The organism is Halomonas sp. CSM-2 (assembly GCF_002119345.1).
Classification (GTDB): domain Bacteria; phylum Pseudomonadota; class Gammaproteobacteria; order Pseudomonadales; family Halomonadaceae; genus Vreelandella; species Vreelandella janggokensis.
Map to the genome: position 1 here is coordinate 108,632 of NZ_NBYR01000010.1, position 12,488 is coordinate 121,119.

13 protein-coding genes are annotated in these 12,488 nt (G+C 58.6%); 9 read left to right on the forward strand and 4 right to left on the reverse strand.

The window, feature by feature from the left end; genetic code table 11:
* Positions 1–8: 8 nt before the first annotated feature.
* The 3 genes from B7L15_RS10460 to B7L15_RS10470 all read right to left on the reverse strand — a co-directional run bounded on the left by B7L15_RS10460 (position 9) and on the right by B7L15_RS10470 (position 2,333).
* Positions 9–509 (reverse strand): TRAP transporter small permease, encoded by a 501-nt coding sequence (locus tag B7L15_RS10460; protein ID WP_085918918.1) that lies wholly within the window; start codon positions 507–509, stop codon positions 9–11.
* On the reverse strand, positions 506–1,135 hold the full coding sequence (locus tag B7L15_RS10465) for a TetR/AcrR family transcriptional regulator (RefSeq protein ID WP_085918919.1): 630 nt from the start codon (positions 1,133–1,135) through the stop codon (positions 506–508). The genes B7L15_RS10460 and B7L15_RS10465 overlap by 4 nt, the downstream gene beginning before the upstream one ends.
* A 61-nt stretch (positions 1,136–1,196) precedes the next feature.
* Positions 1,197–2,333 carry a C4-dicarboxylate TRAP transporter substrate-binding protein gene (locus B7L15_RS10470; RefSeq protein ID WP_066315961.1) on the reverse strand — a complete coding sequence of 379 codons (1,137 nt, stop codon included), beginning with the start codon at positions 2,331–2,333 and terminating at the stop codon, positions 1,197–1,199.
* Between the two features lie 172 nt (positions 2,334–2,505).
* Between B7L15_RS10470 and B7L15_RS10475 the strand changes: the two genes are divergently transcribed.
* From B7L15_RS10475 to tal, 9 genes are all read left to right on the forward strand, one after another.
* On the forward strand, positions 2,506–3,228 hold the full coding sequence (locus tag B7L15_RS10475) for an AzlC family ABC transporter permease (protein ID WP_085918920.1): 723 nt from the start codon (positions 2,506–2,508) through the stop codon (positions 3,226–3,228).
* Complete coding sequence (locus B7L15_RS10480) at positions 3,225–3,536, forward strand: AzlD family protein (protein WP_085918921.1); 312 nt, start codon at positions 3,225–3,227, stop codon at positions 3,534–3,536. Before B7L15_RS10475 ends, B7L15_RS10480 begins: the two co-directional genes overlap by 4 nt.
* A 213-nt stretch (positions 3,537–3,749) precedes the next feature.
* Positions 3,750–4,478: an SDR family oxidoreductase gene (locus B7L15_RS10485; protein WP_085918922.1), complete on the forward strand. Its 729-nt coding sequence runs from the start codon at positions 3,750–3,752 to the stop codon at positions 4,476–4,478.
* Positions 4,479–4,655: 177 nt separating this feature from the next.
* A complete protein-coding gene (locus tag B7L15_RS10490; protein ID WP_085918923.1) occupies positions 4,656–5,594 on the forward strand; it encodes an ABC transporter substrate-binding protein in 939 nt (312 codons plus the stop codon).
* A gap of 61 nt (positions 5,595–5,655) precedes the next feature.
* Entirely contained in the window at positions 5,656–7,158 is a 1,503-nt protein-coding gene (locus B7L15_RS10495) for a sugar ABC transporter ATP-binding protein (RefSeq protein WP_085918924.1), read from the forward strand.
* Positions 7,155–8,135 (forward strand): ABC transporter permease, encoded by a 981-nt coding sequence (locus B7L15_RS10500; RefSeq protein WP_085918925.1) that lies wholly within the window; start codon positions 7,155–7,157, stop codon positions 8,133–8,135. The genes B7L15_RS10495 and B7L15_RS10500 overlap by 4 nt, the downstream gene beginning before the upstream one ends.
* A gap of 55 nt (positions 8,136–8,190) precedes the next feature.
* On the forward strand, positions 8,191–9,732 hold the full coding sequence (locus B7L15_RS10505) for an FGGY-family carbohydrate kinase (RefSeq protein ID WP_085918926.1): 1,542 nt from the start codon (positions 8,191–8,193) through the stop codon (positions 9,730–9,732).
* A gap of 9 nt (positions 9,733–9,741) precedes the next feature.
* Positions 9,742–10,473 carry an SDR family oxidoreductase gene (locus B7L15_RS10510; RefSeq protein ID WP_085918980.1) on the forward strand — a complete coding sequence of 244 codons (732 nt, stop codon included), beginning with the start codon at positions 9,742–9,744 and terminating at the stop codon, positions 10,471–10,473.
* 17 nt (positions 10,474–10,490) lie between these two features.
* Positions 10,491–11,444 (forward strand): transaldolase, encoded by a 954-nt coding sequence (gene tal / locus B7L15_RS10515; RefSeq protein WP_085918927.1) that lies wholly within the window; start codon positions 10,491–10,493, stop codon positions 11,442–11,444.
* A gap of 19 nt (positions 11,445–11,463) precedes the next feature.
* Here tal and B7L15_RS10520 read toward each other — a convergent pair whose 3' ends face one another.
* Positions 11,464–12,462 carry a LacI family DNA-binding transcriptional regulator gene (locus B7L15_RS10520; RefSeq protein ID WP_085918928.1) on the reverse strand — a complete coding sequence of 333 codons (999 nt, stop codon included), beginning with the start codon at positions 12,460–12,462 and terminating at the stop codon, positions 11,464–11,466.
* Between the last annotated feature and the right edge of the window lie 26 nt (positions 12,463–12,488).

A 12,488-nucleotide genomic window follows, 5' to 3' on the forward strand; every position in this document is an offset into this window, starting at 1 on the left:
GGGTACTCCTACAGGGCTCGGCGTAGACGCAGCGCCTTGATCATATTGGCGATGATGGCCAGGCACATGGCGGCAAAGCCAACCGGTAACGCCCAGCGGCTAGGCCAAAGATAGAACTGGAAATTCGCCATGGCAGTTTCCAGTCGTATTGTGGCCTCTAAAGCATCGAGGTAGCTCTTGTAGCAAAGCATGCCGAAATAGATCAGGCCGAGCGAACTGGCAAACAGGTAAAGCACTAGCTGCAAGGAAGGAGGGAGTCTTCCGGCCAGTACATCGACACTGATGTGCTCCTGCTGGAGCTCGACATAGGCCAGCGGCAGGAAGACCACCGCGACCATGTAATAGAAAGAAACAAATTCCAGCGTCCCCGCGAACGACTTTCCGAACACGTATCGAAGCGCTACGTCCAGCGAGACATGCAACGCCATCAGTATCAAGAAGAGCGTTGCCAGCACCAGGGCGCTTTTGGCAAACCAGTAGCTCAAAGACTCGAAGCGCTTGATGATCATGCGGGTTCACTCCTCGCCAAATCCGAGGCAGAAAAACCCAGTTTCAGAAGCGTCTCTTTCCAGAAAACCAGCATATCCCTGTAGAGCTCAGGGTCATCACGCCATATGCTCTGAGCCCCCATGCCTCGCATCATGCACAGGGTGGCATTAAGAGCGACCCGGTTCTGATGCGATGTGTGTTCCGAGCTGGAGACTAACTGCTCCCAGATTTTCTCCAAGGAGTCATTGAACCTTGCGGCAAGCGGCACCAGTGCACTCATGATGTCAGGATCGGTGCGCGCATTGGTGAGGAACTCCAGGGTTACCATGTACATGTCCCCCTTGAAATGCTCATGCAAGGCTTTCAACAGGCTATCGAAGTTCATCCTGCCTTCGCTGACGCCTATCGCCATTTCCCGGACGCTTTCAACCTCACGGTTGAGCAAATCCTCGAGCGCGGCCTGCATCAACAACGTTTTAGACGGGTAGTGATGAACCAAAGCGCCTCGAGAAACACCGGCCTGACGCGCGACATCAACGGTAGAGGTCGCACGAATCCCCTTGGCAAGAATGCATTCAATCGTTGCCTGCGTGACCCGGGTCTGGGTTTGGTGTGAGCGTTCTTCCTGGTTCTGTCGCTTTGTCATGGCGAACCCTTCCCTATCTCGGCCATGGCCGCCTCATTGAGGCGGCCTTGCGGCTTAAGCATTAATAAATACCGTAGTCTGCAGGAAGTTTGTCGAAGATTTCTTCCATGGCCAATTCCGCTAACGCCTCTTCGTCTTCGCGGTCAACCTCACTGATCAAGGCTTCCCACTTGTCATAGGTGGCCAGGAAATCATCGATCAGCGCTTCCGGGTCTTCGACGCCGTATTGATCACGGGCCTTGTCATAGACGTTTTCCAGCGCTTCATCGCGGAACGTTTCCACCGACGCCATCAGGTCGTCTTCAGGCTCGTAAATATTGTTGCCGTTTGCTTCGGCCTCTTCCATGGCGGCTTCAGCCGCGCCGATGTATTGAACCACCATGCGCGTCATGGCCTTGGCGCTTGCTTCCTTGAAGACCTCACGCTGCTCATCGCTAAGGTCGGCCCAGAAACCCGCGTTGAAACCCCACTGAGGGCCGGACCAATACATACCGGTAGGCAAAAGAGTGGTGTGTTCGGCGACCTCCCACAGCGAGCGATCCACCAGATCGTTGACCGCATTGGTCGCACAATCCAGTGACCCGCGGTCGAGCCCGCTGTACATCTCGCTGGAAGGCACGTTGACCGGCGTGCCCCCTGCTTCCTCGACCCATGCAGACACCGTGGAACCGGCCGTGCGGATGCGCTTGCCACTCAGCTCTTCAAGGTTGCGAACGGGTTCACGGCACATCAACACATAGGGCGGGGTGTTGTAGGCGCCCAGGTAGACGATACCCAGTTCTTCCCACTCGGCAAGTTGCGTGGGATTGTTCAAACTGAAGTCGGTAACAGCCAGAACACTGATCAACGGATCCGAATAGTTGAACCCCAGTTCCTGCACGGCATTGGCTACCGGCATTTCGGAAGGCGTGTAAATAGCCGCATGGTGAGCGACTTGAGCAATATTGTCCTGGATCCCTTGCAGGCTGGCACGGGGGGCTAGCAGCACCGTCCCGGTATACACCTCGGGTTGAAGTTCACCATCGGAAAGCTCTTTGACCGTCTCAGCCCACTCGATGTAACCATAGCGAGAGAAAGGGTGCTGCTGGTCATAGAAGGAATTGGCAATGAAGGAAGTCGATGCGTGTGCTGAAGCTACGTAGGCAGGAAGCGCCAGAGCGGCGACGACGAGCGGTAGCGTATTGCGAGTAACGTTCATACAGTTTCCCCGGCCGAGTTAATCGACAGTTTGTTGCTATTATCTTGCTGTATATAAGGCGGCACCTAGCGGATTGGCGAGTGCACGATATTCAATGTAGACTTCAAGAAACAAAAAAACAAGCAGGTCTGTTTGTTTTATAGTGGCCTGCCGTTTTGAGAAAGGTTACGCGATGACATCAAAGGAAAACCCGACTCGACTCGATAGAGCGGGCACCTGGAAAGGGATACGCCTGATGCTGCCGCTGGCGGCTTTCACGGTGGCGTTTGGCTTGGCGTTCGGCGTTGCGGCCGTGCATCAGGGGCTCGCCGATTGGGAAGCGATGCTGATGAGCCTTTTTGTGTTTGCCGCACCGTCGCAGTTTGCAGCCCTGGAGTTGTGGCACTCCCCCCTGCCCTTGCTGGCGTTAGCCGCGATCACCCTGGCCATCCATACCCGGCATATGCTGATGAGTGCAGCACTCTACCCCTGGCTCAAGCCCCTGCCGCGCCGTCAGCAATTCGCCATGGTGATCCTGCTCACCGACTCGAACTGGGCCATGGCCCTGGGGGAATATCACCGGGGTGAGCGTAACCTGGGCGTTCTGCTGGGGGGAGGGATCGCGCTATGGAGCGCTTGGGTGGTAGGGACCGCCATCGGGCTGGTATTTGGTGGCGGCATCACCGAGCCAGAACGGTTCGGTCTTGACGTGATCATGCTCTGCTTTCTACTCATGATCGTGGTAGGAGGAAAGCCCCGGGCCATCATGGCCGTCCCCTGGCTGGCGGCCGCTATCAGCGCGCTCATGGCGTACTGGTGGCTGCCCCCCTATCTGCACGTCATGGTAGGCGCCCTGACGGGGGGAGTGATCGCCGTGGTGTTGCCCGGGCGCTGGTTCAGGGAAACTGGCTCATGAGTTCGCTGCAGGTCTGGCAATCGTTATTGGCGATCTCATTAATGGCCCTGATCGCCTACGGCTCCAGGGTCCTGGGGCTATTGATCATGGCAACGGTGCCTTTAAGCCCTCTGGTACGGCGCTTCGTCGATGCCATGTCAAGTTCAGTGCTGATTGCCGTGATAACGCCCATGATCGTGCATGGCGACGGAGGCGCACGGCTTGCAGCCGTGGCCGCCGGGGCGGTAGCGATCGGCCTGCGAAGCCCCCTGGTATCAATCGCGGTAGGGATAACCTGCGCGGCATCCTGGCGGTGGTGGTTTTCCTGAAAGTAAATGGCAAAACCTAGTGGGCACCTGCCCTCCCCCCAGCCAATAGGCTAGACATTGGTCTACCCTCCATTGATTTGCCCATGGCGGACGACTAGTGTTCATTAATGTTGACGTTAACATTCGAGAGATATCAGCACTCACCCGCTGTACAAATGTTTGTCTAACGTCAAGTTGCTTTAACGACAAAAGACAATTAAAGGAGAGAATTTGATGGCTAATGAATTGGAAGGAAAAGTAGCCGCCGTCACCGGCGCGGCGTCGGGAATAGGGCTTGCGACGGTAAAGGCGATGATTGCATCAGGCGCTCGCGTTGTACTGGTTGACCGCGACCAGGCCGCACTGAAGGCAATCTGTGAGGAACTGGGCGATGCGGCGATTCCGCTGGTCATGGACTTGCTCGATCCCAAGGACTGCGCAACGCTGCTGTCACAAATCCTGGAGAAAGCCGGCCAACTCGATATCTTCCACGCCAACGCGGGTAGCTATATCGGGGGTGACTTGCTTGACGCTGACCCAGATGCCATTGACCGCATGGTGAGCCTCAATGTCAGCGTCGTGATGAAAAACGTCCAGAACGTCTTGCCACACATGATTGAACGCGGAACGGGCGACATCATGGTGACAAGCTCGGTCGCCGGGCACTTCCCCGTCCATTGGGAGCCGGTCTACGCCTCCTCCAAATGGGCCATGAACAATTTCGTTCAGACCGTGCGTCGCCAAGTCCTGAAACATGGCATCCGGGTGGCTTCGGTGTCACCGGGTCCTGTCAACAGTGCCTTGCTGGCTGACTGGCCAGAAGAAAACCTGCGCAAGGCGAAAGAATCAGGCAGCATTATTGAGCCAACGGATGTATCTGATGCTGTCATGTACATCCTGACTCGCCCTCGCAATGTCACCATTCGTGACATGGTGGTCCTGCCCAGCAATTTCGATATGTAAAGTAAACCTCGGAGAGAGTCATCAGGCGCTAGTAGACATTGGTCTGAGTTCTATTGCTTTGTCATCAGGACTCTTCTAGCTTTTCAATGTTGACGTTAACATTTCAATAAATGTCAGCTTTCTCGCATCATTAAATGCCACAACAGCAATGCCACAACAAAAACCCTGGAGCCAACCATGAAAATTAATGATATCGCAGCCCCCTTTCGCAAGACGGCCATCGTCGCCGCCAGCGCCGCCGTTTTGACAGCGGGAACCGCAACGGCCGATGAGCATAACCTTAAGATCGGCATGTCTTTTCAGGAACTTAACAACGAATACTTCGTGACCATGCAAAAGGCGCTCGAGAGCGCCGCGGAGAGCATTGGCGCCGAAGTGATCACCACCGATGCCCGCCACGATGTCTCCAAGCAGGTCAGCGATGTCGAGGATATGATCCAGCAAGACATTGATATCCTGCTGCTCAATCCCGCCGACTCGGTCGGTGTTGAAACGGCGGTGCTGGCCGCAGAGGAAGCAGGCGTCACCACCGTTGCCATTGACGCTCAGGCCGAGGGACCCGTGGACGGCTTCGTGGGGTCAAAGAACTACGACGCCGGTTATAAAGCCTGCGACTACCTGGCCCAGGAACTCGGCGGAGAAGGTCAGGTGGCGCTACTGGATGGCATTCCGGTCGTGCCTATCCTTGAACGCATCGAAGGCTGCAACGATGCGCTTGCGGAATACGATGGCATTGAGGTCGTCGACAAGCAGAATGGTCGCCAGGAGCGTACCCACGCCATGTCCGTAACCGAGAACATGATTCAAGCCAATCCCGAGCTCGACGGCCTTTTCAGCGTCAACGACATCGGTTCCCTGGGGGCCCTGATCGCCATCAACTCCAGCGGCAATGATATCAAACTGGTGAGCGTCGACGGTCACCCCGAAGCCGTTGCCGAAATTCAGAAAGACGACTCGCAGTTCATCGCCACCTCGGCACAATACCCCGCCGACATGGTGCGTGTGGGCCTGGGCCTGGCGCTGGCCAAGCATTGGGGCGCTGAAACCGCACCCGCAGAAATCCCCATCGACGTCGAGCTGATTGACCGAGATAAAGCCGCCGATTTCAGCTGGTAACCCTGATACCACTGACGCTGACAACGTGTGCCGCCGCCAGGCGGCACATGAGGGTATTTCCATGACTCCATTACTTTCCCTGAGGCACATCTCGAAGTCGTTCCCCGGGGTGAAGGCCCTGCAAGATGTGTCGCTCGATCTCCACGCTGGCGAGGTGCATGCCCTGCTTGGCGAGAACGGGGCTGGCAAGTCGACGCTGATGAAAATTCTCTGCGGCATCTACCGTCAAGATGAGGGAGACATCATCATTGATGGCAAGCGCTGCGAATTTCACGGTTATCAGGATGCGCTCGACGCCGGCATCGGCATTATCTTCCAAGAGTTCAGTCTGATCCCCGACCTGGACGCCGTCGACAATATTTTCCTGGGACGTGAAAAACGCAACCGACTAGGGCTACGTGACCGACGTGGCATGGTCGCCGAAGCTCAGCGCCTGTTCGAGCGCCTCAAGGTGAGTATCCCCCTGGACTGCCCTATCGTGGAGCTGAGCGTCGCCGACCAGCAGTTTATCGAAATTGCCAAAGCACTATCGCTGGATGCACGCATCCTGGTGCTTGACGAGCCAACCGCCACCTTGACGCCCAGTGAAGCCGACCACCTGTTCAGCATCATGCGCGAATTACGCAAGCAAGAGGTCGGCATGGTGTTTATCTCTCACCATATGGAAGAAATCTTTACCATCTGCGATCACGTCACCGTGATGCGTGATGGCGAAAAGGTCTATGACGGTGACACCGCCTCGACCACCCCCGATGACCTGATCGAGAGGATGGTCGGACGGCGTGTGGACAACCTGTTCCCCGAATACCGGTGCGATGCCGACCACGCTGACGTGGTGCTGGACATTGAGTCGCTGCGCCTCGACCCCGGTGGTCCCGAGTATTCATTGAAACTGCATCGTGGCGAGATCCTTGGCTTCGCTGGCTTGGTAGGCTCCGGCCGCACGGAACTGGCCATGGGACTTATCGGTGCGACACGTCCCGCACATGCCAAGGTCACTATGGAAGGCCAGTCGATCAAGCTCCGCCACCCGGCAACCGCCCTTGAGCAGGGAATCGGGTTGCTACCAGAAAGCCGCAAGACCCAAGGACTGGTTCTGCCATTTTCTTGCCGCGACAACATCTCCCTGAACAACCTGGCGCAATTCCAGGGCGCCTTGCCTTTTATCAAACGCCGTCAGGAATCAAGTACTGCCGCCGACCTGATGAACTCGGTACGGGTGAAAGCCCCTAGCCCTGAAACGCCGGTCGACAACCTTAGTGGTGGCAATCAGCAAAAAGTGGTCATCGCCCGCTGGCTGGGACACCAGTGCAAGGTATTGATCTTCGACGAACCTACCCGCGGCATCGATGTTGGCGCCAAGTCGGAAATCTATGCCTTGATGAAGGAGCTCACCGCACAGGGCGTGTCGATCATCATGATCTCCTCAGAACTACCCGAAGTGCTCGGCTTGTGTGACCGCGTCGCGGTCTTCTATCAAGGCCGGATCGCCGCCGAACTCGAAGGCGAACATCTCAGCTCACAATCTATCATGCACCATGCTACTGGGGGACTCAGCGCATGAACCAGCTTGCATCTACTCCCGGCTCCGCCCGTCAGTCACTCAAGATGCGACTGGCTCGCTGGCGCCGCACGCCAGTCTTCTACCCGTTGATCGGTTTCATCGTCGTCTTCCTCGCCATGGGATTGATCAATGACAACTTCCTGTCAGGCAGCAATCTGGCCAACCTGGTGCGCCAGTCGTCGATCATCGCGATCATCGCCGTCGGCATGAGCCTGGCCATCCTCACCGGCGGCATCGACCTGTCGGTCGGCCCGGTCATGGCGCTATCGGGAACGCTCATGGCCGGCATGATGGTGGCCGGGTTGCCACCGACGCTGGCGATCGTGCTCGGGCTCTTGGTAGGTGCCGCTTTCGGGGCCTTCAATGGTGTCTTCGTCGCCTTTGCGGGGATGCCCCCGATTATCGTCACCCTGGCGACCATGGGCATCGCCCGTGGCCTAGGGTTGATCTACACCGGCGGCTATCCGATCTCCGGTCTGCCGGAGGGGTTTGCCTTTTTCGGGCGCGGCAGCGTGGCCGGTATCGAGACGCCGATCCTGATCATGATTGCCGTTTATGCCGTCGGTTATGTACTGCTCAGCCATACATCGACCGGTCGCTACCTGTATGCCATCGGTGGCAACGAGGAAGCGACCCGGCTGTCCGGTATTCGCGTCTCCCGCTACAAACTGCTGGTCTACACACTGAGCGGTACCACGGCCGCTATCGCCGGGTTGATTCTGACCTCACGGCTCATGAGCGGGCAGCCCAATGCCGGGGTCGGCTTCGAACTCGACGCCATCGCCGCCGTGGTACTGGGGGGCGCCGCCATCACCGGGGGACGCGGCATGATCCTGGGCACGCTAGTCGGCGCCATGCTGCTGGGCGTGCTCAATAACGGCCTCAACCTGATGGGCGTGTCGCCCTACCTCCAGACTGTCATCAAGGGCTTGATCATTCTGTTGGCGATCTATATCAGCCGCAAGCGCACGCTGTGAATCCCGACATACGCTTTGGCGAGATTCAGCCGCGCGCGGGAAAAAGGAGAGCTGCATGGAAACTGTGATCGGTATCGATATTGGCACCCAGAGCACCAAGGCGCTAGTGCTCGATGGCAAGGGCCAGATACTGGCCGAACATAGCCGGGGTTATCGCGTTGACACGCCACACCCACTCTGGGCTGAACAGTGGGCAGATGTGTGGTGGGAGGCGGTGCTCGACTGCCTTCGCGACTGCCTGGCTGACCCGAGGGTCGACCCCCAGCATGTCAAAGGTCTATGCGTCAGCAGCCTTTACGGCGGTTCGGGTATCCCGGTCGACGCGGATATCCGGCCCGTCTATCCCTGCCTGATATGGATGGACCGTCGGGCTGAGGCTCAGGTGCAGTGGGTGAAGGCGCACGTCGACCTCAGCCGGTTGGGGGATATCACCGGCAACGGCGTGGACAGCTACTACGGGTTCACCAAGATGATGTGGCTCAAGGCCGAACGCCCCGAGGTCTGGGAGCAGACCCGTTATCTGCTGCCGCCCAACAGCTACATCAACTACCGCCTGAGTGGCGAAATCGCTATCGATCACAGCTCAGCCGGTAATATCGGCGGTATCTACGACCTGGAAAAACGCGCCTGGTCCCCCGAAATGCTCGATGCGCTGGGTCTCGATCGAGACAAACTGCCGAACCGGCTGGTGGACTCGGGCGCGACAGTCGGCGGCCTGGTGCCCTCGCTGGCCGAATCGCTGGGCCTGCAAGCCGGTATCCCCGTGGTCGCCGGAGGCGTCGATGCGGCGATGGCCACGCTGGCGGCAGGGGCGACCCGTCCAGGCAACCACGTCGCCATGATAGGGACCAGCATGTGCTGGGGGGTGATCAATCGGCGCGTCGATGCCCGGCAGGGGCTCATCAGCATGCCGCATGTGCTGAACGGCGACCAGGACCTTTACACCTTCGGCGGGGCCCTGACCGCGGGGGCTTCCGTCAGCTGGTACGTCGATACCTTCTGTGGTGAGGACAAGGCCGCCGCCGGTGAGAGCGGGAGTGCCTTTGAACGTCTCGAGCCGCCCGCGCGCGAACTCCCCCCGGGGGCCAATGGCCTGCTCTTCCTGCCCTACTTGATGGGCGAGCGTAGCCCCGTATGGGATGCCCATTCCAGCGCCGGTTTCATCGGGCTCAGCCTTTATCACCAGCGCCATCATCTCTACCGAGCCGTGCTGGAAGGCGTGACCTTCGCGCTACGGCACAACATCGAAGCAGGCTCCCAACAGGGAGTAACCCTCGACGACCATCTGATCGTGGTCGGCGGTGCCACGCAGTCGGATCTATGGATGCAAATCATCGCCGACGTGACCCGCATGCCCGTCTACACCTACCGGGAGAGCGTTGAGGCCGCCCTGGGGGCTGGCCTGCTGGCCGGTCAGGCTTGCGGTTTGCTCGACCTCGCCCAGCCGCTACAGCATGGCACCCTCGTCGAGCGCGCCACGCCATGCGAGACGGCGGCTTGTCGATACGATGAACTCTTCACGCTTTATTGCCAGCTCTATCCGACGCTCAAGCCGATCATGCATCAGCTCAATACCCGCCACACACAGAGCGAGTGAATGTATTCCATGAATTTCGAACTGCAGAATCAACGCATTCTCGTCACGGGCGCGACCAGCGGTATCGGTCTCGACATTGCCCAGGCCCTCGCCGAGCTGGGCGCTAACCTGGTGCTGATAGGCCGTAATCAAGACATTCTCAACGAACTTGAGCAGTCGCTCGGGGCGCTTACCCTGGCCGTCGATATTACCGATGAAGCGGCGGTCACCGCGGCCTTCGCTGAAATGCCTGTCATTGATGGTCTGGTCAACTGCGCGGGCGTCTCGATCCTCGACGACGTTCTCGACGTCAAGGCGAAAGACCTTGAGCACATCATGGCCACCAACGTCACCGCCAGTGCCGTGGTCGCCCGGGAGGCAGCACGTCACATGATTGCAAATGCTCGCCAGGGCAGCATCGTCAATGTCTCCAGTCAGGCGGCCATGGCGGCCCTGCCGGGGCATCTCGGCTACTGCGCGTCCAAGGCGGCCATGGACGCCATGACGCGGGTGCTGTGTCTCGAACTTGGCCCCAAGGGCATCCGCGTCAACAGCGTCAACCCGACAGTGACACTGACCCCGATGGCCGAACGCGCCTGGTCAGACCCCGCCAAGCGCGACCCGATGCTGGCAGCCATTCCCCTGGGGCGCTTTGCCGCTCCTCGTGAAGTTGCGCTGCCGGTTGCCTTCCTGCTCAGCTCGGCGGCCTCAATGATCAGCGGTGCCAGCCTGCCGATAGACGGCGGCTTCACGTCTCACTAGTGCCAAGAGGAAACTCCATGACCTATCAGCTCGATGCGCTTCGTCAGCACTCCATGGTGGTCGCCGACACCGGTGACCTGGAGGCCATTCAGCGCTACCAACCGCACGACGCCACGACCAACCCGTCATTGCTGCTCAAGGCCTTTGAGTTACCGGGTTACCAGGCATTAATTGATCAGGAACTCGCTGCCGTCAAAGGCGAACCCCGCGACCAGCAGGCAGAACATGCCGTGGATCGCCTCGCCGTGGCCATGGGCAGCGAGATTGCCAAGCTCATCCCAGGCCGCGTATCCACCGAAGTGGCCGCGAAGCTGTCCTTCGACACCGAGGCCAGCATCCGCAAGGCCCACGAGCTGGTGGCGCTCTACGAGAAGCGAGGGGTGGCCAAAGACCGAATATTGATCAAGTTAGCCTCCACCTGGGAAGGCATTCGTGCCGCAGAAGTGCTGGAGAAAGAAGGCATCAACTGCAACCTGACCCTTCTGTTCAGCGATGCGCAGACCCAGGCGTGTTTTGATGCGGGTGTGTTCCTGGTGTCTCCCTTCGTCGGCCGCGTCACCGACTGGTACAAAAAGGAGACCGGGCAAACCTTCACCCCCGAAAACGACCCCGGCGTACAGTTCGTGCGTGGCGTCTGCGAGCGGGTCAGTCAAGGCGGTTACGATACCGTGGTGATGGGCGCCAGCTTCCGCACCGCCGACCAGGTGCTGGCACTCGCCGGCTGCCCCCGGTTGACCATCTCGCCGGTGTTGCTCGAAGAACTGGCGACGACATCGGGCGACGTGAAGGCCAATGTGCTGATGACACGCAATGGCGGCCCACGGCCAACACCGCTCAACGAGCCTGCTTTTCGTTGGGGACACAATCAGGACGCCATGGCCAATGACAAGCTGGCCGAGGGTATCCGCCGTTTCGCCGATGACCAGTCGCGCCTTGAAGAGCAGATTGCCGAACGCTTGGCCACCCTGTGATGTTAAGTTCCCGCGCGACTTACTGAATCAGCGTGGCAGAGATCGTGACCTCACGGCCATCGGTGGTGGGGTCTTTTATTTGCTCGAAGAGCAATCGAAAGGCTTCATGCCCCAATTGGTAGGTGTCGTGCACTGCACAGGGGATCGATACATCGAAAATATCGGCATAGGGAAGCCGATCGATGCCGACGACGAGCACATCATCCCGTGATACGTGGGCATCGTGCAGGGCCCGCATCGCCCCCAGCGTGATCAACTGGTTGAAACCGAATACGGCGTCGGGGAGCTTACCCTGGCGAAGATGGGCGGCCATGTCGCGATAGGCAGGCTGTAAGGTATAGTCGCCTGGGCGTTGCTCCAATGACAAAGGAACGCCCGCCTCCCCGTAAGCCGCTTTAAGCCCAGCCAGCCGATGCCGTGTGATTTGCGAGCCACTGGGTCCTGTTAGTGTCAGCACGCGCTCGATGTTCTTCTTTACCAGCCACTCGCCAAGCAATCGTCCGGCCAGGTGGTTGTCCAGTACCACACGGCTGAAGTCCGTCACATTCAGCGTTCGGTCCAGCATCACCACCGGCAAGTTGGCCTTGCGCAGCCGTTCCAGATAATTGGGTCGGTAACTGGCATTGTCAGAAACGGGCGACAGAATGATCCCCGCCACCTGATAACTGAGCAGGGTATCGATCGCCACTTCTTCAAGCTCTGGCGAGCCATCGGTGTCGATCAGCATGATGGTGTAGTCATGCTCCTTGGCCGCACGTGAAATGGCCTTGATCACTTCACTGTAAAAAGGGTTATCCACGCTGGCTGTCACCAGCCCAATGAGCCGGTTCTTGCGACTTCGAAGATGGCTGGCGAAGGCATTCGGTACGTAGCCCAGCTCGTTTGCCGCAGCCAGTATTTTCTCACGCGTCTCTGGCCTGACCTTCTCAGGCTTTTTCAATGCACGCGACACCGTCATGTTGGTCATGCCCACATGTTTGGCGATATCGGTGATAGTGACTTGGCTGCGTTTCGTCATGTACGACTCGTATATCAAGACCCCTG